Annotated in this window: 21 protein-coding genes and 1 pseudogene; 15 read left to right on the top strand and 7 right to left on the bottom strand. The window is 27.8% G+C overall.

Features of this window, described 5'->3' with window-relative positions; genetic code table 11:
• Window positions 1-187 precede the first annotated feature (187 nt).
• From H612_RS0105225 to xerS, 15 genes and pseudogenes are all read left to right on the top strand, one after another.
• Entirely contained in the window at window positions 188-508 is a 321-nt protein-coding gene (locus H612_RS0105225) for a DMT family transporter (RefSeq protein ID WP_027130481.1), read from the top strand.
• 39 nt (window positions 509-547) lie between these two features.
• The gene (locus H612_RS0105220) at window positions 548-1,000 is read left to right on the top strand and encodes a GNAT family N-acetyltransferase (protein WP_027130480.1); all 453 of its coding nucleotides are present in this window, start codon (window positions 548-550) and stop codon (window positions 998-1,000) included.
• Window positions 1,001-1,019: 19 nt separating this feature from the next.
• Window positions 1,020-1,733 carry a B3/B4 domain-containing protein gene (locus H612_RS0105215; protein ID WP_027130479.1) on the top strand — a complete coding sequence of 238 codons (714 nt, stop codon included), beginning with the start codon at window positions 1,020-1,022 and terminating at the stop codon, window positions 1,731-1,733.
• A gap of 343 nt (window positions 1,734-2,076) precedes the next feature.
• Window positions 2,077-5,925, top strand: coding sequence for an NEAT domain-containing protein (locus H612_RS09200; RefSeq protein WP_051210148.1), 3,849 nt, complete (start codon window positions 2,077-2,079; stop codon window positions 5,923-5,925).
• Window positions 5,926-6,100: 175 nt separating this feature from the next.
• Window positions 6,101-6,709: an NAD(P)H-binding protein gene (locus tag H612_RS0105205; protein WP_211223600.1), complete on the top strand. Its 609-nt coding sequence runs from the start codon at window positions 6,101-6,103 to the stop codon at window positions 6,707-6,709.
• A gap of 87 nt (window positions 6,710-6,796) precedes the next feature.
• Window positions 6,797-7,165: a nuclear transport factor 2 family protein gene (locus H612_RS0105200; RefSeq protein WP_027130477.1), complete on the top strand. Its 369-nt coding sequence runs from the start codon at window positions 6,797-6,799 to the stop codon at window positions 7,163-7,165.
• 109 nt (window positions 7,166-7,274) lie between these two features.
• Window positions 7,275-8,117: an SDR family oxidoreductase gene (locus H612_RS0105195; protein WP_027130476.1), complete on the top strand. Its 843-nt coding sequence runs from the start codon at window positions 7,275-7,277 to the stop codon at window positions 8,115-8,117.
• A 3-nt stretch (window positions 8,118-8,120) separates the two neighbouring features.
• Entirely contained in the window at window positions 8,121-8,507 is a 387-nt protein-coding gene (locus H612_RS0105190; protein WP_027130475.1) for a MerR family transcriptional regulator, read from the top strand.
• Between the two features lie 13 nt (window positions 8,508-8,520).
• Window positions 8,521-8,913 carry a cupin domain-containing protein gene (locus tag H612_RS0105185; RefSeq protein ID WP_027130474.1) on the top strand — a complete coding sequence of 131 codons (393 nt, stop codon included), beginning with the start codon at window positions 8,521-8,523 and terminating at the stop codon, window positions 8,911-8,913.
• A 250-nt stretch (window positions 8,914-9,163) separates the two neighbouring features.
• A complete protein-coding gene (locus tag H612_RS0105180) occupies window positions 9,164-9,676 on the top strand; it encodes an adenine phosphoribosyltransferase (protein WP_027130473.1) in 513 nt (170 codons plus the stop codon).
• A 20-nt stretch (window positions 9,677-9,696) separates the two neighbouring features.
• Entirely contained in the window at window positions 9,697-12,567 is a 2,871-nt protein-coding gene (locus H612_RS0105175; protein WP_027130472.1) for an insulinase family protein, read from the top strand.
• Window positions 12,568-12,579: 12 nt separating this feature from the next.
• Window positions 12,580-13,227 (top strand): annotated as a pseudogene (gene trmB / locus H612_RS09195) (tRNA (guanosine(46)-N7)-methyltransferase TrmB).
• Between the two features lie 116 nt (window positions 13,228-13,343).
• Window positions 13,344-13,901 (top strand): elongation factor P, encoded by a 558-nt coding sequence (efp, locus tag H612_RS0105165; protein ID WP_027130471.1) that lies wholly within the window; start codon window positions 13,344-13,346, stop codon window positions 13,899-13,901.
• Window positions 13,902-14,112: 211 nt separating this feature from the next.
• A complete protein-coding gene (gene rpmB / locus H612_RS0105160) occupies window positions 14,113-14,301 on the top strand; it encodes a 50S ribosomal protein L28 (protein ID WP_027130470.1) in 189 nt (62 codons plus the stop codon).
• A 207-nt stretch (window positions 14,302-14,508) separates the two neighbouring features.
• On the top strand, window positions 14,509-15,555 hold the full coding sequence (xerS, locus tag H612_RS0105155) for a tyrosine recombinase XerS (RefSeq protein ID WP_035500371.1): 1,047 nt from the start codon (window positions 14,509-14,511) through the stop codon (window positions 15,553-15,555).
• Window positions 15,556-15,600: 45 nt separating this feature from the next.
• Here the strand turns inward: xerS and H612_RS09190 are convergent, their stop codons facing one another.
• The 7 genes from H612_RS09190 to racE form a co-directional block, all read right to left on the bottom strand.
• A complete protein-coding gene (locus H612_RS09190) occupies window positions 15,601-16,146 on the bottom strand; it encodes a GrpB family protein (RefSeq protein WP_035500370.1) in 546 nt (181 codons plus the stop codon).
• 64 nt (window positions 16,147-16,210) lie between these two features.
• The gene (pgsA, locus tag H612_RS0105145) at window positions 16,211-16,783 is read right to left on the bottom strand and encodes a CDP-diacylglycerol--glycerol-3-phosphate 3-phosphatidyltransferase (protein ID WP_027130468.1); all 573 of its coding nucleotides are present in this window, start codon (window positions 16,781-16,783) and stop codon (window positions 16,211-16,213) included.
• Between the two features lie 511 nt (window positions 16,784-17,294).
• Complete coding sequence (locus H612_RS0105140) at window positions 17,295-18,032, bottom strand: hypothetical protein (RefSeq protein WP_027130467.1); 738 nt, start codon at window positions 18,030-18,032, stop codon at window positions 17,295-17,297.
• Between the two features lie 69 nt (window positions 18,033-18,101).
• Window positions 18,102-20,177 carry a DNA translocase FtsK gene (locus H612_RS0105135; protein WP_051210172.1) on the bottom strand — a complete coding sequence of 692 codons (2,076 nt, stop codon included), beginning with the start codon at window positions 20,175-20,177 and terminating at the stop codon, window positions 18,102-18,104.
• Window positions 20,178-20,379: 202 nt separating this feature from the next.
• Complete coding sequence (locus tag H612_RS0105130; protein ID WP_027130465.1) at window positions 20,380-20,592, bottom strand: ferredoxin; 213 nt, start codon at window positions 20,590-20,592, stop codon at window positions 20,380-20,382.
• Window positions 20,582-21,163, bottom strand: coding sequence for an XTP/dITP diphosphatase (locus tag H612_RS0105125; protein ID WP_027130464.1), 582 nt, complete (start codon window positions 21,161-21,163; stop codon window positions 20,582-20,584). The genes H612_RS0105130 and H612_RS0105125 overlap by 11 nt, the downstream gene beginning before the upstream one ends.
• A 20-nt stretch (window positions 21,164-21,183) precedes the next feature.
• Window positions 21,184-21,978 (bottom strand): glutamate racemase, encoded by a 795-nt coding sequence (gene racE, locus H612_RS0105120; protein ID WP_027130463.1) that lies wholly within the window; start codon window positions 21,976-21,978, stop codon window positions 21,184-21,186.

Below are 21,978 nucleotides of genomic sequence, written 5' to 3'. Positions count from 1 at the left end.
TTAATTTTTATGATAGACTATATACATTCAATAAAATATTAGGCTTCCTAATCCCCCGGGATTAGGAGAAAAGCAGTATTTATTATTTCAGTAGGGGCTTTCTTATGAAAGAAAAGAAATAATAAGTGTTGCTTTTTATTTTTTAAACTAAAAGTTAATTAATAATTTTTCAAAGGAGCTTTTAACAATGATGTGGTTTTACTTAGTTTTAGCGGGAATATTAGAAGTAGTTTGGGCGAGTACAATGAAGCTTAGCAAAGGTTTTACTCAATTAAATTACACTATTATTACCTTAGTAACTATGATAGCTAGCTTTTATTTTTTATCTAAGGCACTTAAAGATTTACCTATGTCTTTAGCATATCCAATATGGACTGGTATTGGTGCTGTAGGGACAGTAATAGTGGGTGTTGTTTTCTTAAAAGATCAGTTATCATTAGCAACTTGGTTTTTTGTAATATTACTTGTAGTCGGAATTATTGGTATTAAAATTACAAGTGGACATTAATTTATGAATAATTAATTTTATAAAAAGAGGTGAGGATTTATGTTTAAAATTAGAAAAGCTAAAAAAGAAGATAGTTTCCAAATATGGGAACTTATGAAAGAACTTGCGATTTTTGAAAATTATATCGAAGAATTCAAAATAACGCCTAAAATAGTAGAAGAATGTGGATTTAATAAAAATCCTGCAGATTTTTACTGTTTAGTAGCGGAATTAGATAATAAACTTGTAGGTTTGGCAGTATATTATTTTTTACCTTTTACTTCACAAAATAGACCTGCTATTTATTTGAAAGAACTTTATATAAAATCAGAATATAGAGGTGAAAATTTAGGGGAACAACTAATGAATTCTCTAAAAAATGAAGGTATAAAACATAAATGTTTTCAAATAAAATGGAATGTAGCATTATGGAATGAAAAAGGAAAAAATTTTTATGAAAAACTAGGTGCTAAAGAAAATAAAATTTGGTTAAATTATGAATGGAATATATAAATTAAAGGAGAAAATTAGTATGACAAAAAAAATAATAATCGATAAAGAATTTTTAGAACTATTTCCTAATGGTGCAATTTATCTGTTAGAATTAAATAATATTGATAATAGAATTAAGGAAGAAAATATAAAATATTTCAATACGTTAATAAATAATTCTGCAAGTCTTTCTAAAAAATATTTTACAGAAGAAATTTTTAGCGATAATGAGGTAATAAAAATTTGGCGTGAAGCATTTTCAAAATTTAAAACTAAAAAAGGTGCTAGATCTTCTATCGAAGCATTATTAAAACGTACAAATCAAGGGAGAGTATTTAATTCTATTAATCCATTAGTAGATATTTATAATAGTATATCTTTAGAATTTGCATTACCTTGTGGAGGAGAAGATATAGATAACATTGATGGAAATATGCATTTAGGAAAAGCAAAAGGAGGAGAAAGTTTCCTACCTCTAGGAGAAACTAAAGATTCACCAGCGTTACCAGAAGAAATAATTTATTATGATAATAGCGGTGCTATTTGTCGTTCTTTAAATTGGCGTGAAGCACAAAGAACAATGTTAACACCTGAAACAAAGAATGCTATTATAGTTATTGAAACTATAAATGAAGAACAACAAGAAAGAGCTGAATATGCAATTTCAAAATTATCAAAATTAAGTGAAGATTATTTTAAAGTAGAAGGTAAAATATTTAAGTTAACGAAAGAAAATACAGAAGTAGTATTATAGTTTAATAATATATCACTAAACTGGATACAAAACAATTAACATGGATCAAATAAATCACATGTTAATTGTTTTTTTTTATTTTTTAAGTAAACTAGTTAGATTTTGAATAAATTATAAAATTTGATTAAGTAAATTAAAAATACGAGTGAGAATAATTTTATTTAAAATTCCATTCCTTTAATCTACTTACGAAGTCAAATATTTAATAAGTTGGTGTAAAAATAAAAATTATTCTTTCATTAGTATTTTATAGAATTTTAAAAAAGATACTTGTTTATTTTTACATGCTATAGTATAATGTAATAAGCGATAATCATTATCAGTTAAGTTTAGGAGGACATATATGAAAAAGAATTTAACATTAAAAGTTTTTAAGGGGATAGCTATTCCTCTTTGCTTATCTACTAGTTTAGTAGTAAGCCAAAATAGTAGTATACTGCTTCATTCGAACGTTATACATGCTCAAGAACAAAAATTAAGCGATGGATTTAATATTTTTAAACCCTATGTTGAAGAGAGTAGTGTCAAATTCAAAATTTCAGGAAACGACACAAGTAAGTCTTTTTTTGATCGCTACTGGTCAAATGTAGAAAAAGTATTAATTGATGGAAAAGACTTTGGATTCAATAATAAAGGTACATCTAGTAAAGATTATTACCATTTTTATGATGGTGTTGTTACAGCAAATGCAACAGGAGTTACGGAACATTATCAAAAACACTCAAAACATAAAATAGAATTTATTTTTACAGATGGTTCAAAAGCGATCTATGAAGATGAAGGATATGATAATTCTTCGAATTCATCTGATTCATCTAACGAATCACATAAAGAAAATAAGTATGAAGTTGCTAAAATAGAAAAAGGCACTAATTGGAAAGGGGAATCCCAGCTGTCAATTGAACTGGTTGATACAAATCAGCACGAAGAGTTCAAGTCAAACATTGCTAAAATGACAATTAACGGCACAGAGATAACTCAAGAACAACTAGAAAAAGCAGAAGTATCAAAATGGTTTGGTATTAGATTCTTTGATGAGAATGTTGTTAAATTATTTAAAGATAAAGATAATAATGTGATTTTCACATTAAAAGATGGAACAAAAGTTTATTATCCCAAAACACAATCTAATGATTCTAAGCAAAATGATGAAAAAAATCTACCAAATGAATCACAATCAAATGGAGATAAGGAAAAAACAGAACCAGAAATTTCATATAATAATAAGGATATATTAAATTCTGTTGAAAAAAATCCTTATGGAGATGAATTGTTATTTACTCTAGTGAACGGTTATGATGCGAAAGATGTATTAAGTCGTACAAAATCGATTGTTATTAATGGGCAGGAATTTGATGTTAAAAATTTCAAAGTACATTGGAGTGGAAAAATAAATAGTATAGGATCTGGTGATGGTTTAGCCGCATTTAAGGCGTGGAAAGAAAAAGGAAAAAATACAGTTGTTTTTCGTTTTACTGATCAAACTCAAAGTAAAACTTTTACAGTTGGAGAAGATCAAGGTGAACAAAACAAACCTGAAGATAAAAAATTATCTTTAACTGACAAACTAGCAGATGGCGAGTATACATTAGGTTTTAATGCACTGTATGCGGATGGTCGAGAAGGAAGTTCAATGTTAGAAGGATTTTTCGATAAAAATGTCAAATTGACAGTTAAAGATGGAAAAATGAGTATTACAATGTTAAATACTTTATTTGCCTATAGTTTATATGATCTTGCCGTTGAGAATAATGGTCAATGGTCTTCTTCTCAAAAAGAATTCTATGGAGAAAAAAATAGTGCTGGTCAATATGATAAGGCATTATTTACACTACCAATCCAGAATTTAGATCAAACTCATCTAGCCGGAGTTATTGTTGGGCATATGGGAGGACTACAAAGCCAAATTGGTGACTTCGACAAATATACAAAAGTAAGGTTAAAATTTAAACCAGAGGTAAAAAAAGGTTGGGCTGGTTTTGATATAGTAGAAAAAGAAAAAGAAGCTAAGAAAAAAGGCGATGCTTTGTTGCAGAAAAAACTGATTGCCAATGGAGTGGACAGTAATAGCGATGGTGTTGTCACTGCAGAAGAATTGAAAAACTTCAAAGGCGCTATTAATATTGGTGCAATTGAAATCGATGGTGCTGTTGATAAAGGTGAAATTTACAATATTGATTTCCTAAAAAATATGGGACCAGGCGTAACATCATTCTCTTCAGATAGTAATTCTTTTGGAGAATTACCAAAGGATTTGTTTAAAAATGCAACTAACATTGAACGTATCAATTTGGGCGGAAATAAAGTTACAAAAGTATCAGAAGAATTATTCGCAAATAATAGAAAATTAAAATCTGTAAATTTATCAGCAAATCAATTGGGAACTGTACCTGAAAATCTTTTTTCTAATAATCCAGTATTAGAAGAAATACAATTAGATCAAGCATGGTTATCATCTTTACCAAGTAATATTTTCAAGAAAAATCCTAAATTAAAATCATTAGGATTAATGGAGAATAAATTAAAACAATTAGATGATAATATTTTTTCAAATAATCCAGCACTTTCATTCTTAGGATTGCAAAATAATGAACTTGCAAAATTACCAGCAAGTGTTAGTCAATTAACAGAATTAAAAGATTTGTATGCACAAAATAACCAACTAACTACCATGCCTCAAGGATTTGAAAAATTAGAAAAATTGAATAAATTGAATTTAAATTATAATCAACTAACTACACTAGAAGATGGTGTGTGGAAAAATTTAGCAAAAAACAATGCGTATGTATACTTGGTGGGTAATCAATTATCAACAATACCATTGGATATAATTAAAGAAAATGGAAAATTATCCCTGTTGGATATTGCTAATAACAATTTACCAGCTAGTATTCCGTATAACGAATCAGAAACAAAACAACTAGGAATACGTCCAACAACTCCTCAGAGTTACTATCCACAACGTCAAGCGGCAGAACTTACTGTAGAAGCTAAAAATAAAAAAATCACAATCTCTCCAAAAAATGAGAAAATGACAATTTTAAATCTATTCCATTGGTTCCACGGTCGTTCTACTTTCTTTGGTGGAGAGGGCATCATTCAAGGAATGAAAAACTATCAAGAATTTCTAAATAAATTAACTCAGCCGATAGATGAAATGTTGAAAGGAGAAAATTATGCTCGAAACTGGGATATCGTTACAAAGGTTGAACGTATTCGAGGGGACGAGGTAGTAGAAATTAGTAATACAAGAGTTAGTAACAAGAATGATCACAAAATGGAAATTGTGGATCCAGATATGAAAAATGGTGATCAATATCGTGTAACTAAAACACTTTATGAAAATAGTTCAACAAAAGAAAATGCAAAAATAATTGATATACAAGGAATGGCACAAGCAAGCATGGATTATTCTCAAGAGAAAAATAGCCGTCGTTATACAGTACCAGTTACAATGTTAAGAGTATCAGATGGAAAAGAATCCATGGGAAATGGTGCACTAGAGAAAATTGCAGAGGTAGTAGAAGATGAAAATGGATTACATGTTACCTTAACATTTAAACCATTACATTTAAACCAATATAATTTAACAGGTCATTTAACAAAATTAGGAATTTATCCATCTTTAGCAGATTTACAAAAAAATCAAAATTTGTCTATAGCAAAAGTTGTTAGTACATATGTGGATCAGCAGAAAGAATTCGCTAAACAAGTAACCTTTACACTGAATAGTATGGAAAAACAAGTTGGTGCAAGAGTATGGGTAGATGCGATGGATGATATTGCTCATGCTGCAGGTCAAGAAGATGGTGCTCAAAACACTATTTTGCAGTTTGATTGGTCAGCAAAAAAAGAAGTAGTACCTCCTCAGAAGAAGGAAGGACAGCAATCTTCTGATTCAAAATCATCAAATGAAAAATCTCAAACTCAAAAAGGACAACAAAAATCGTCAAATAATGGGCGTGGTTCTGCTCATATAAAAGATGATTTCACTGATAGCATGACGCATACACATGCGAAAAGAACTCCATCAAATAATGATATACATCATCCAAGTTCTAATGATGAACCTACAAGTAAAAACAATGCTATGTTAGCTAAAACAGGAATAGCAGGATATAGTTTACCACTAGGATTATATTTTGTTTTTGGAGTTATCCTTATTGGATTAGCTTATAGAAAAACAAAATAATTATTTTTCTATCACTTAAGTTTTGAAAAGTATTATAGTAAATACGAAGTGTTTCTAAAAACACTTCGTATTTTTTAATATTAAAAAAAACTAATAAAAATATATATTTTTTTCTTGACTTAGAGTGTACTTCAAGGTTTATACTTAAGATAAGAAATAAATAAAGAGGTATATTATGGTGAAAAAAGTAATAATTATTGGAGCGACTGGCTCATTAGGAAGGGTAGTACGAGAAGATATATTAAATAAAACAGATTGTCATTTAATATTATTCTCTCGTACAGCAAATACAATAGATATAAAAGACCCCAAAAGAGAAATTATTAAGATAGGTGATGTATATAATAATGTTACTCTTGATGATGCACTAAAAGATGTAGATGTAGTTTTTGCTGCACTTTCAGGTAATTTAGGTCTTATGGCGGAAAAATTAGTACACTCCGTTGAACGAAGTAATGTAAAAAAACTTATCTTTATTTCTTCTATGGGAATTTATAACGAAATTCCAGCACATGTAGGCGAAAGAGGTAATTTAAAATACAATCCAATGCTACAAACATATCGAGATGCAGCGGATATAATTGAAAATTCTAAAACAAATTATACCATAATTCGACCAGGTTGGTTTGATAATAATGATACTAATTATGAAATTACTCATAAAGGGCAAGAATTTGGTGGACATAACGTTTCAAGAAAAAGTATTGCTGATTTAGTGCTGCATCTTATCAAAAATTATGAATTGTATAAAAATGAAAGTATTGGAATAAATAGACCGGAATAGAAATATGAAGAAAATATTTATAAAATATATTTTATAGCTATTTTAACATTAGTTATATATTATACAAATAATCAAAAGGAGAATAATATGACGAAAGATGAAAAACAAATTGTAGAACTATACAGAAACATGCAAAAATTTATGGTAGAAAAAAATACTATAGAACTAAATAAAATTCTTAGTGATGATTTTTATTTAATTCATATGACAGGTTATAAACAGAATAAGAAAGAATGGCTTGAGCAAATTAATAATGAAAAAATGAGATATTTTTCTACAAAAGAAGAAAATATTTCTTATGTAATAGACGATGGTTATGCTAGACTTGTTGGGCAAAATAGAGTTGATGCAAGAATTTATGGAAGTCGTCACATATGGCCATTGCAATTAACAATTAATTTTGAAAAACTTGACGAGCGATGGGTCGCTATTTCTTCATTTGTGACTACTTATTAGTCAATCATCACTGAACCATAAAATAAATTTGTCTAAAATTTGACTTGAAATTTATTCTGAGGTATTGAGGTGTATAGTAAAATTATAAACAAAAGAAAGGTATATAAAAATGGAAAATAAAAAAGATGTGGTGGTTTTGATAGGTGCTGGAGCAATTGGTATGGCTATTGCAAGAAGAATAGGAGTAGGAAAACATATCGTTGTAGCTGATTTTAAGAAACATAATATTAGAGTAGCTGAAGAAATTTTAGAAAATTCTGGATTTGAGGTTAGTGGTTTTGTGGTAGATATTAGTTCTAAAGAAAAAATTCAAGCATTGATAAATTTTTCATTATTAAAGGGAAATATAAAACACGTAATTCATGCGGCAGGTGTTTCACCATCACAAGCAAGTATTGAAGATATTTTGAAAGTTGATTTATATGGAACTGCTGTAATATTAGAAGAGTTTGGTAAGAATATTGCCAAAAATGGAAGTGGAGTAGTTATTTCTTCACAATCTGGTCATCGTTTAGAAGCACTAACTAAAAAAGAACAAGATCGTTTGTTAGCAATGACTGATGTAGAAAAATTATTGAATTTAGATTTTATTTCACAAATAGATGATACATTGAAAGCATATCAATTTTCAAAACGTGGCAATAGTTTAAGAGTAAAAGCACAAGCGATAGAATGGGCAAAACAAGGTGCAAGACTCAACACTATTAGTCCAGGCATTATTATGACACCACTCGCTAAAGATGAATTGAATGGAGAACGCAAGGAATTTTACAGAAATATGTTGGAAAATATTCCCGCTGGCCGTGTTGGTATAGCTGATGAGGTGGCAGAACTTGCAGAATTACTTCTTACTAGTAAAGGTAGTTTTATTACAGGTAGTGATTTTCTTATAGATGGTGGGGCGACCGCTTCTTATTTCTATGGGCCATTACAACCTATTAAGGAGGATTAAAATATGAATATAAAAAAAGCTAGCGAACTAACTGGTGTTAGTTCAGATACAATAAGATATTATGAAAGAATAGGAATTTTACCACCTATTCCAAGAAATGATAATGGAATAAGAGAATTTACAGATGAAGAAGTTCGATGGATAGAATTTACAAAACATTTTAGAAATGCAGGAATGTCTATAGAAAAACTTGCTGAATACATAAAATTATTCGATCAAGGTGATAGCACAATTCTAGCACGAATTGAACTTTTAGAAGAAGAAAAAGAAAGATTACTAGAAAAAAGAGATGAAATACAAGCTAACCTTGATAAACTAGATTACAAAATCGAAAACTATAAAAATATAGTAGTCCCAATAGAGAAAACACTAAAAAAATTTAGTGAATAGAGGTAAATGTATTATGAAAAATTTTAAACCATTATTCGGAATAGGAAATAAAAATGAAGATTATAAACAATTTTTCATCGGAGATAGTTATTTAAATATGTTGATTGCTAATAATGATTTGGATATTAGTGTTGCAAACGTAACATTTGAGCCTGGTTGTAGAAATGATTGGCATATTCACAAAAATGGCTATCAAATCCTTCTGGTAACTGATGGAGAAGGATGGTATCAAGAAGAAGGAGCTATTGCAAAAAAATTAATTAAAGGGGATACTGTTTTTATAAAAGATGGTATAAAGCATTGGCATGGTGCAACTAAAGATTCTTGGTTTAGTCATATTGCTATCACAACAGGAAATGCTGAATGGTTTGAGAAAGTCGAAGATGTTGAATATAGTAAATTATAAATATATATTACAATAAATAAATTTTTAAGGAATAAAAAGTTTAAATAATAAAAAAATTAAAATTTAAACTTTTTATTTTTTATTGTTTATTATTTAAAAACTATATTTTATTCCATAAAATATGATAATCTAAATAAAGTTAAAAAGTATTGAAAAAATAGTTTATCTAGCATTAGAAAAAATTGCTTATTTAACTAAAATATAGTATAATAACTAGGTTAATAAAACATTTAGGAGAATACAGAAATAGATGAATTTAGAAAAATACATTTCAATCGTACCAGATTGGCCAAAAGAAGGAATTAGCTTTAAGGATATTACAACATTAATGGCTGATGGAGAAGCATATAAGTATGCAACCGATCAAATCGTTAACTACGCCAAAGAAAAAAAAGTAGACGTTGTTGTTGGTCCAGAGGCACGTGGATTTATTATTGGTTGCCCAGTTTCATATTCGTTAGGAATAGGTTTTGTTCCTGTGAGAAAGCCAAATAAATTACCTCGTGAAGTTATCAGTTATGAATATGATTTAGAATATGGTAGCAATACTCTTACAATGCATAAAGATGCAATAAAGCCAGGTCAAAGAGTTTTAATTACGGATGACTTATTAGCAACTGGCGGAACTATTGAAGCAACAATCAAACTAGTAGAACAATTAGGAGGAGTTGTAGTGGGTATAGCATTCTTAATCGAATTAGATGGACTTAACGGTATGGATAAACTAAAAGATTATGATGTTCTTACATTACTTAAAATGTAACTCGCTACTAAAATATTAATATGACATTTGAACTAATAGAAAAGAAATATCTAAAAAATATAAATACCAATGCTTATTTATACAAACATAGTAAAACTAAAGCACAACTTATTTTTTTTAAAAATGACGACATAAACAAAAGTTTCAGTATTAGTTTTAAAACTATTCCTTACAATGATAATGGTATTTTTCATATTTTAGAACATTCTGTTTTATGTGGTTCAGAGAAATATCCTTTAAAAGAACCTTTTGTAGAATTACTTAAAGGTTCTTTTAATACATTTTTGAATGCAATGACATTTCCTGATAAAACCATGTATCCAGTATCATCTAAAAATGAAAAAGATTTAGAAATTCTTATGGATATTTACTTAGATGCTGTTTTTAATCCAAAGTTAAAAACAAATTCTAATATTTTACGTCAAGAAGGATGGCATTATCATTTAGAGAATAAAAATGATAATTTGATTTATAAAGGTGTAGTTTACAATGAAATGAAGGGAGTCTATTCTTCTGTAGATGAAATTTTAGATCAATATGCAACAGAATACTTGTTTAGCGATACATCATATAAATATTCTTCAGGTGGAAAACCAGAGGCAATCCCTACCATTACTCATGAAGAATTTATTAATACTTATGAGTATAATTATCACCCAAGTAATAGTTATATTTTCCTTTATGGGAATTTAGAAATAGATAGATATTTAAATCATATTGATTCATATTTAAATAAGTATCAGTTTAAAGATTACAGTAATTACAAACTAACCACACAAAAAACTTTTACAAAAGACATAAAAAAATGTACTTACTTTAATGAAAATACTATTAATAAAGCATATGTATCCTATAATTACATTTTAGGGAACAGTAATGAATTTAGCAAACTAGAAAATATAGATATTATTGACGATATACTTTTAGGTAGTAGCAATACTAGATTTAGAAAATTTTTTATTGATAATAATATTTGCGAGGATGTTTACAGTTTTGTCCAAAAGGATAGAAAAGAAGCAATATATACTTTGATTTTTAAATATGTAAATGATGATAAAATTGATGAATTGGATAGTTTGTATAAAAATTTATTGCAAGAAATTATAGAAGATAATTTTGATTATGAACAAGTTCAGGCTTCTATTAATAAAAAGAATTTTTCAATAAAAGAAGAAGTCAATAAAACATCAGCACCTAAAGGTGTATCTTATGCAATAAGATTATTACGTAGTTGGTTATATAACAATGAAAATCTTCTTGATGGTTTTGATTTTGATACAATTATTGCTGATTTACAGAAAAATTGTGATAGTAAAAACTATGAAAAATTAGCAAAAGAATTTTTATTAGAAAATACTAAACAACTTACTTTACATCTTCTTCCTACTTTAAAGAAAGAAAATAAAGAAAAAGATTTAGAAAGTTATAAAGAAGTTTTATCTGATAAAGAATTAGATAAAATTGTTGAAGAAACAAAAAAACTTCGAGCATGGCAGAGTAGTGTTGATAAAAAAGAAGATTTAGAAAAAATTAAAAGTGTTAGTGCAGATGAAGTAGAATTAAAAAATCCATTTAGTAAAACTGAATTTGAGATTGAAAATGGGATCACTTATTCGCATTTTAACGCAACAACAAACGGAATTTCTTATTCGAAACTATTATTTGACATTACAGATTTTAATATTAAGCAACTTCAATATTCATCACTGCTAACATATCTTTTATTCAATCTCAACACTAAAAATAAAACTGAAGCTGAAGTAGTTAAAGAAATTGGATTTAATCTAGGTGGTTTAAATTCATATATAGATGTATTTAGAAAATATAATAGTGAAGAATGTGAAATTAAATTTATTGTTACAGCGAAAAATTTAGTAGAAAAATCAAAAGAGTTAGCTTCTATATTAGAGGAAACTACACTTAATGTTGATTTTGAAAATAAAGAGTCAATCTACAATGTGATATTAGAGTTGAAATTAATGCTTGAAAATAAATTTAAAAATTCTGGACATGCCTTTGTTGCACGTAGGCTTTCAAGTTATTATAATATTCAAGGTAAATTATCAAGTTATCACAGTGAATACGATTTCTATATTTTTATAGAAAATTTGTTAACTGATTTTGATGATAAAAATTATGAAATTATAAAAGAAAATTTATACAATGTTTCTAAAATTATTTTTAATAGCTCAAGACTACTTATTAATTTTGTAGGAAACAAATTAGAATACAGTAACTATAAGAAAGATCTAAAAAGTTATATTGGAAAGTTTCCTAAAGAGTTTGAAAAACAAAATGGTTATAGCATTGAACTCAAAGAAATTGGTTATTCAGAAGGGTTTTATTTCGATTCTTTAGTACAATATGTTGGAGTTGGTTATAATATAAAAAATTATACAGGATCTCATCTAGTGCTTCGTCACATACTTAGTCTTGACTATTTATGGAATAATGTTCGTGTGAAAAATGGAGCTTATGGCTCTGGAGCTATATTTAACTCTTTCGGTGATTTTAACCTTTGGTCATATCGTGATCCAAATTTAAGTGAAACATTAGATATTTATTATGATATTGATAATTATATTAAGGATTTTTCAGTAGATAAAAGAGAATTAAATAAATACATTATTGGTACATTAAATACACTAGATGTTCTGATGTCACCAAATTCTCGTGCTTTTTATTCTCTTACACAATATATTACAAAAAATCCTACAACTAGATATGATGAAATAATAACAGAAATTAAAAATACAAAAATAGAAAATATTACAAAATTAGCCTTAGAATTTAGAAACATGAAAGAACGCAGTTACAAATGTATAATGGGTTCTAAAGCAAAAATAGAAGCTAATAAAGAAATATTTACAAAAATAATAGAATTAAAATAGAAAGGAATATTAATGAGAGTTCGTAATAGATCAAATTCAAAAGAACGTCTTGAAAACAGTCCTGTTGTCTTTTTGCAACCTAAAAATAACAAAGGAGTTTGGAAAGAGATTTTTGGTAATGAAAGACCAATATACTTGGAAATAGGTAGCGGAAAAGGGAAATTTATTCATGCACTTGCTGAAAAACATCCCGACATCAATTTTATTGCAATGGAGGCTCAACCTACTGTATTGAGTTTTCTACTAGATAAACTAGAAGAAACACATAGAGATAATTTAAAATTAATTTCGGGAAATGCTGAAGAATTATTAGAGTATTTTTCATAAGGAGAAATCAGTAGAATATATCTTAATTTTTCAGATCCTTGGCCAAAAACTCGTCATGAAAAACGTCGCTTAACATACCATAAATTTTTAGAAAAATATGAGATTATATTAAATAATAATAAAACAATAATTCAAAAAACTGATAATCAAGGCTTATTTGAATACAGTTTAACAAGTTATGCAAAATATGGTTTTATCTTTGAGAAATTATCCCTAGACTTGACTAATAGCGTATACGAAGAAGATAATATTCATACCGAATACGAAGATAAGTTTATTAAAAAAGGTAACCGAATTTATATGGTAGAAGTTAAAAAAGGTAATTCCGCTTAAATTTACGTAATATAAATTATGTTAACTTAAGTTTGTTGAAGATTTAACAAAGTTATTGATTTAATGAAAAAAATTATTTATAATAATACTAGTATAATTTAAAGGAGAAATATAAAATGATATCAGTTAATGATTTTAAAACCGGAGTAACTATTGAAGTTGATGGAAATATTTGGAAAGTTTTAGAGTTCCAACATGTAAAACCTGGTAAAGGGGCTGCGTTTGTAAGATCTAAATTAAGAAATATGAGGACTGGAGCAGTTAACGACAAAACGTTTAGAGCAGGGGAAAAAGTGGCAAAAGCTCAAATTAACAATCAAAAAATGTCTTATCTATATTCTACTGGTGATGCATATGTATTTATGGATAACGCTACTTATGAACAAATAGAAGTTCCAGAAGCAAACTTGCAGCATGAACTTAACTTCTTAAAAGAAAATATGGAAGTATCTATACTTATGTTTGGTGATGAAATTTTAGGTATAGATTTACCAACAACTGTTGAATTAACAGTTACCGAAACTGAACCTGGAGTAAAAGGTGATACTGCACAGGGAGCTACTAAAGCTGCTACAGTAGAAACTGGATACACATTACAAGTACCTCTTTTTGTAAAAGAAGGAGATGTATTAATAATTAACACATCAGAAGGAACTTATGTATCAAGAGCATAATATAAAATTAAATATCTGTTACTCAATTTATAAGAGTAACAGATATTTTTTACATAACATCCATAATTTTGTGCGCAAAGTAGCGAAATATTTTGAAAAAATTTTAGAAATAGAGTATATCACTTGCTATTTCTCTTTAGGTATGCTATATTATATGTTGTGTATGTAGTAAATGTTATGAATAAACTATTTCCAAAAGGAGGATTAATTCATGGCAAAAGTTTGTTACGTTACTGGACGTAAAGCTCGTTCAGGAAATACTCGTTCACACGCAATGAACGCAACAAAAAGAAAATTCAAAGCTAATCTACAAAAAGTAACAATTTTAGTAGATGGAAAACCTAAAAAAGTTTGGGTTTCTGCTAGAGCTTTAAAATCTGGAAAAGTTGAGCGTGTATAATATCAACGATAAACTTTAAGCTATCTAAGGTGTAACTTTAGATAGCTTTTTACTTTTAAATTTATTCTAAAATCAAAGAAAAGAAAAGAAGAGTAAACCCATATTTTATTATTTGCTAAAAGTAAAGATTTATGTTACAATGTATTTGTTCGCATAATACATATTATATGTATAAATGATAAAATATAAAAGAAACGAGTTATATCAATGAATCAACGTAATTATTATCGGCAAAAAATTAATAAACTTATTCCTGAATTCCCTGATTATATAGAAGACTTTATAGATACACACTATGATAATCTTTCTCCATTAACTTTACATAGATACTTGGAAACTTATAAAAACTTTTTAACTTGGTTAATTAGCGAAACAATCTCGTCTGCTGAAACCATTAAAGATGTAAAGTTATCCACTCTCGAAAATATATCAAAAAAAGAAATGGAAAGTTATTTCAAAAATCTTTCTCGTGAAGAAATCAATGGGAAATATCGCAGTCAAACAACAGTAAATAATTATAAGGCTGCCATGCGCTCTTTATATAAATTTTTAACTGTTACTAGTGAAACTGAACAAGGACACGCCTATTTTGAACGTAATGTCATGTTAAAAATTCCCATTACACGTGTTAAAGAAACTTTATCATCGCGTTCAAAAAAAATATCTGAGAAAATATTTTTAGATTCTCAAGATGAAAAATTTTTAAATTTTGTAGAATATGAATATGAACAAAATTTATCAAAGCATGCTAAAACATTTTTTCTACGAGATAAAGCACGAGATTTGGCTATTCTAACATTATTTTTAAAAAGTGGAATTCGTGTTAACGAACTAGCTAATTTAAAAGTTAAAGATATAGACTTTTTAAATAGTGAGATAAACGTTATACGTAAAGGAAATAAAATTGATACAGTCATCATTACCCAATCCGCTATCAACAAATTAGAAAAATATTTTTCTTCTCTTAGCTTTAAACTCTCGCGAGAAGATTATGCTTTTGTGACTAAAAATAAGAATGGTTTATCTATAAGAGCTATTCAAAAATTAGTGATGAAATACACTGATGCTTTTAATGTTCCTATGTCTCCGCATAAGCTAAGACATAGCTATGGCACAAAACTTGCTCTTAAAACAAATGGAAACATCCCTATTATTATGACTCAAATGGGTCACTCAAATAGTGATACGTCTATGTTGTACATAAACGAGTCTAAAAAAATAATTAAACAATCAATAGATAAATTAGATGATTAAAGTTCGTCGCGATTACAATAGTTTACGTAAATAAAATTACGTAAACTATTGTAATCGCGATATTTTTTCAATCTCTGTGTATTTTTTAATAAATTCTGATTTGCTTTTTGTATATGCTTCTCGATCATTTCTAAATTTTTCTTCAGCTATTAATTTTAACTCTTCATATTTTTTAGCCACACTAGGATTTTTTTCTAAATAATCCCTAAAATATACTTCATCTATATCCCTTAAATGACGAATATGTATATGAAATACTTTTTCTTCAAAACCATTTTCTCCATATCCTTTGACAAAAAATGCTCTTTTATCTTCTTGCCATCGTTTAGAATATTTCTCTCCTAATAATTTTACAGTTTTACAAATTTCATTTTCATCTTTCACTTCAATAATAATATCAATTATATTTTTTGCAAAAATACCTTCAATAGCTGTACTGCCTATATGGTAACTATTAAATTCGACATCTTTTAAGATCATACTTATCTTATTAATTTCTTCTTGATACCAACTTTTCCAATATAAATTATGTGAAACTAAAAAAATTGGATATTTCTTTTTAAATTCTTTATCTTGAAAAATGTTGTTCATATTTTTCCACCACCCTATAAAAAACTAGGATAATTCTAAATTTACCACTAGCTTTCTATAATATTTATTTAAATACATGGATAGAATTTTTAAAATATTCTACACCTGATGCAATAGTTAAGATAACTGAAATCCAAAGTATTATATAATCTAGCGAAAAATTCCAAGTGTTAAATATTGGATTACCTAAAAGAATTAATATTATTGCCACAAGTTGGCTAATTGTTTTTAATTTTCCTAGTATTCCAGCTGGTATAACTTCACCTTTTTCTACAGCTAAAAGTCTTAATCCAGTTACTGCAAATTCTCTAGCTATAACAATTACGACCATCCAACTATGCATCATTCCAAGTTCTACCATAACAATAAAGGCACTTCCTACCAATAACTTATCTGCTAGCGGATCTAAAAATTTCCCCATATTTGTTATTAAATGATATTTTCTTGCTAAATAACCATCAACAAAATCTGTAATAGATGCAAAAATAAAAATGATTGCTGCTATAAAAATGTTTAATTTGATAGGTTTTCCATTTACTATTGATAAAGGCTCACCATTTATATCAAATAATAAAAAGAATATAAAAACTGGAATTAGAATTGTTCTAAATAAAGTTATTCTATTTGGTAAATTCATTTAAACTAATGACCCTTCTACTATTTTTTAGATATAATTTATTATAACATAAACTAAATTAAGCGACAATAAAAAAATAAATATACCTACAAATTATATTTGTATTTTTTCTTTTTAACGCTGTAACATGAGTAAATAGAAAGTATTTGGGGTTTTCGCTCCATTCTACATTTTATTCATAACAAGAATCTTATAGTACTCTTAAAAGTTTAATTAGTTTTTCTTGATGAGTTTTCTTTATACCACTAACCATCGCCGTCATTAAACCAATCTTGTGATTTTTTATAAATCCGTTCTTCCTTTCTTCCTTTCTGCAAAAATTTGTTTTTCAATGTTAATAACAATCCAATCAATAAAATACTCACACTTCTTCACAACTTTATATATATTGAAGGTGTACTTGACATATACAAAAATGCAAGATAATTCTAAGATAATTAAAATTTTGAACTTTTATATAAAAAGAATGGCATTTAATTTGTTTAAAATTAATACCATTCTTTTTATATTATTATTGTTGTCCTGCAGCATTAGAGTTATTTGAAGGTGTAGTATTATTCTCTGTGTTATTTTGTGCTGTACCAGGAGTAGTAATATTCCCTCCTCGAGATGCTGGTTGACTTGGCGAAAGAACTGGAGGGGTTTGTTGATTGCTACCTTGTGTAGTCTGCTGTTCTGTAGTTTGTTGCGACTGTGCTACTTGCTGCTGTTGAGCATTAGCTGCAGCAGTTGCATTGTAATTCGCTAATAATGCTTCTATTTCTGCTAGTATTGTAGCTGAATCATTTTCATTAGAATAAATGTTGTTTTTTTCAGTTTCAATGACTTTTTTTAATTCTTCTAAGTTTTTTTGTGCATTTGATAATTTTTGAGAATCTTGTCTGTCTTGAAAACTAAGTGTATTATCTTTTAAAGTATTATTAACTAATTCAACAGTATCTTCTTTCATTTTTTTTACTGAATCCGTATATAATTTGTCTAAATCAGATTTTTTTTGTGATATTATTTCACTTTCTTTAGATACTAGGTTCTTTAATATCTCTACTTTTTTTCCAAATTCTAGTTCTTTATCAAATTTTTCCACACTTGAATTAATTAATGTTGTATATTTAGATACTACATTTTGTACAGTTGGCTGCTGTACATTTTTATAATCTTGCTGTTTTTTATAAGCATAAGCTGATAACCCAAAAACTAATAATAACATAATTATTAAAAGTCCTATTAAAAATTTATTATTTTTTTTCAATTATTTCACCTCTAAATTATTAAATTCTAATTCAGTTTACATATTTTTAATTATGCAAACTAAATTTATTTATTCTTGATCTTCTGCAAATTCCTTTTCTAAAAATACTTTTCTTGGTTTACTTCCATCTGCTGGTCCAATATATCCATCTTCCTCTAACATCTCTATAATTCTTGATGCTCTATTAAATCCTATTTTAAATCTTCTTTGTAAAAGTGATGCAGATGCTTTTTGTGTTTTTGCAATAAATAATAGTACTTCTTTATACAATGGATCCACTTCATCAAAAGAATTATTATTACCTTGAGAACTAATTTCGCTTGGTGTCATATTAGGATCATATTGAGTCTCAGATTGATTTTTTACATAATCAACAACTTTCTCAACTTCTTCGTCAGATAAGAAAGCACCTTGTACACGAACAGGTTTGCTAGAATCCGCCGATAAATAAAGCATATCTCCTTTTCCTAATAGGGTTTCTGCACCTGATTTATCTAAAATAGTTCTTGAATCAACACTAGAACTAACAGCGAACGCTATTCGTGATGGGATATTTGTTTTTATCACACCTGTTATTACATCAACGGATGGACGTTGTGTTGCTATAATCATATGAATACCAGCTGCACGTGCTTTTTGTGCAATACGTGCTATAGATTCTTCCACCTCTTTAGATGAAACCATCATCAAATCTGCAAGCTCATCAATAATAACAACAATATATGGTAATTTTTTGTAATCTGAATCTTGTTCAGCAATTTTATTATACCCTTCCATATTTCTAACTCTTGCTCTAGCAAATTCACGATATCTGTTTTCCATTTCAAGAACTACTTTATGAAGCACATCCGCAGCTTTTAAGGGGTCAGTAACAACAGATGTCAATAAATGTGGAATACCATCATAAATAGAAAGTTCAACCATTTTTGGATCTATCATAATAAGTTTTACTTTATCGGGTTTGTTTTTCAAAAGTAAACTTGTAATAATTGTATTTACACAAACAGATTTACCACTTCCTGTAGATCCTGCTATTAAAAGGTGAGGAGTCTTATCAATTCTTGTAAAGATCGCTTCTCCAGAAACATCTTTCCCTAATGCTACAGATAATGGAGAATTATCCTTATCATTAATGAAAACTTCTTTCATCGTAACAAGTTCATTTATAGTATTAGGAATTTCTATACCAATTAATGATTTTCCTGGAATAGGGGCTTCTATTCTTACATCTTTAGCAGCAAGATTAAGTGCAATATCATTACTTAAATTAATAATCTTACTAACTTTTGTTCCTGGGGTTGGTAAAATTTGAAATTGTGTAATAGACGGACCAACGATAGCTTTTACGATTTTTACTTCTATACCAAAATTATTAAATGTACTTTGAAGAATTTTTGATTTATTCACTACATCACTTTTTGTAATAGTTTGTTGCTTAGTAGGATTATTTAATAAGGTTATTGGAGGTAAGATATAATTATCATATGATTCATCTTCTTTCGTTTTTTCAAACTTAGGAGGTTCTTCTGTTTCTTCTTTTCTATTTCGTTTTCTACTTACAGATTGAACCATTGGAACATCTTCTTCATTAAATTCTCTTATATCAACCACCAAAGCATCTTCTTTTATTTTATTATATCTTTCTTCATTAGAATTTTTTTTATCCATCATTTCCGAATTAGATAAAGAAATTTCATTATCAATATTTTCATCTATATTTTTATCAAAAGAATTCGAAATATAATTTAAAACTTTTGACACTAAAACTCGATGATTTATATTTAAGTACAAAATAACTACTGTAATAATAGCCGAAATTACTACCAATAATGAGCCATAGTATGAGAGTAGATATATCAAAAACTTAACTGGAAAATATGAAACTACTCCACCGCCATACAGCGAAACTCTATTATAATAAATATCCATAAAACTAATATGATTCATATCTTTGTTGCCAATTAAAATCAATTGAAATAAACAATCAATTAATATTAAAAATATAATTACTAAAATTGGTGATTTTAACTTTTTATTTAAAATATAGTATATGGGAATTGCAACTAAAATCAAATAGACAATATAGCTGAAATTTCCAAACAAGTATTTAAACAATGTATCAAAGATTCTTCCTATAAATCCCATTTGTAAGACAGATAAAATAACAATAATGACAGATACTACAAAAAATATAGTTCTATATGCTTCTTTTGACAATAAAGGAATACTATTTTGTTTTTTTCCTTTTCTGCTTTTTATTGATAATTTATTATTTTTAGTAGTTTTTGAAGTTGTATTATTTTTTTTATTTTTGGTTGTTTTTTTTGTGCTCAATACTCTCTCCTTTCTAGTCCTCAGAAACAAAAATAGCTTCTGTTGGGCAATTTTCCTTTGCTTCAAGAACTAAACTTTTAAATTTTTCATCTACATTTTCTATCATCTCATTATTATCGAGATGACAAAATGCTATCCCATCTTCATCATAATCATATACTTCTGAACAAATCGCATTGCAGTTACCACATGCAATACAATCTTCTCTATTTATTTTAGTTTTCATTGTTTTCTCTTAAATATTTTGTCAATTTTTCTAATGATTTTTTTCTATGACTAATAGAATTTTTTTCTTCAGCAGAGAGTTGTGCAAATGTCTTGTTTAATTCTGGTACGTAGAATATAGGATCATATCCAAAACCATTTTTTCCACGTTTTTCTAAAATAATTTTTCCTTGACATTCTCCTCTAAAAGTAAGTTCTTCTCCATTCGATTTTACCAAAGCGATGACTGAAACAAATTTTGCATGTGAAGTTTTTCCGTTTAATTTCGTTAAAACTTTCTCAATATTTTTTTCGTCGTTTTTTTCATAAGAGTATCTTGCAGAATAAACTCCAGGTTCACCATTTAATAAATCTATACTCAAACCACTATCATCAGCTATTGCTGTTTTTTTAGAAAATTTTGCTATAGTACGAGCTTTAATCAGAGCATTCTCCTCAAAAGTCGAACCATTTTCTATTATATCATCGAAAAATGAAATGTCTTTTAAAGTTAAAATATTATATTCATTTAAAATATTTTTAATTTCTTCAACTTTATGTGAATTATTAGAAGCTAATACTAACTCTTTCATAATAAATCTCCTTTATATTATTACAATTCTACTATCTCAGCTTTTATAGATTTTTTCAACCATTTTGATGCAATATTATCAAAATTATCACTGTATCCAGATATAAAAAATTTATGTTCTTTTTTATTTAGTTTCTTTTGATGTAATTTTTCATATGTCAATACTGTACTAACTTCTCTTGCAGCTTCCCTCCCAGAAGAAATTACTTTAATTTTATCACCATAATATTTTTCAATATCTTTTTTCAAAATCGGATAGTGAGTACATCCTAAAACCACTGTATCCATATCCAAGTTTTTTGTTTCCGTTAATGTTTCCTCTAAAAGTTTTTTAGTTGCATCAGGAATTAAATTTCCTTCCGCTTCAATAAAGGGACAAAAAGCTGGACATGCTTTATCATAAACAATAATATTTGAATTAATATGTTCAACTTCTCTATCATATACTTTTGAATTAGCTGTAAATTTTGTTCCTAAAACTAATACTTTATTATTTTCAGTTGCTTGAATAGCTCTTCTAGCTCCTGGTTGGACAACCCCTATTATAGGAATGTCATATTTTTGCTGTAAATAATCTAACGCGGCAGCTGTAGCTGTATTACAAGCTAAAACAATCATTTTCACTCCCTGATTTATTAAAAATTTAACAGCTTTTTCTGTATTTTCAATAATTTCTTCTCTTTTTTTATCTCCATAGGGACAATTCTTTACATCGCCAAAGTAATAGATAGTTTCATTCGGTAATTGTCGCATAATTTCTCTTGCAACTGTTAAACCACCAACTCCACTATCGAAAACACCTATTGCACGACTCAT

It is taken from the genome of Gemella cuniculi DSM 15828, assembly GCF_000425665.1.
GTDB lineage: Bacteria > Bacillota > Bacilli > Staphylococcales > Gemellaceae > Gemella > Gemella cuniculi.
This window is presented reverse-complemented; position numbering and strand designations above follow the sequence as displayed.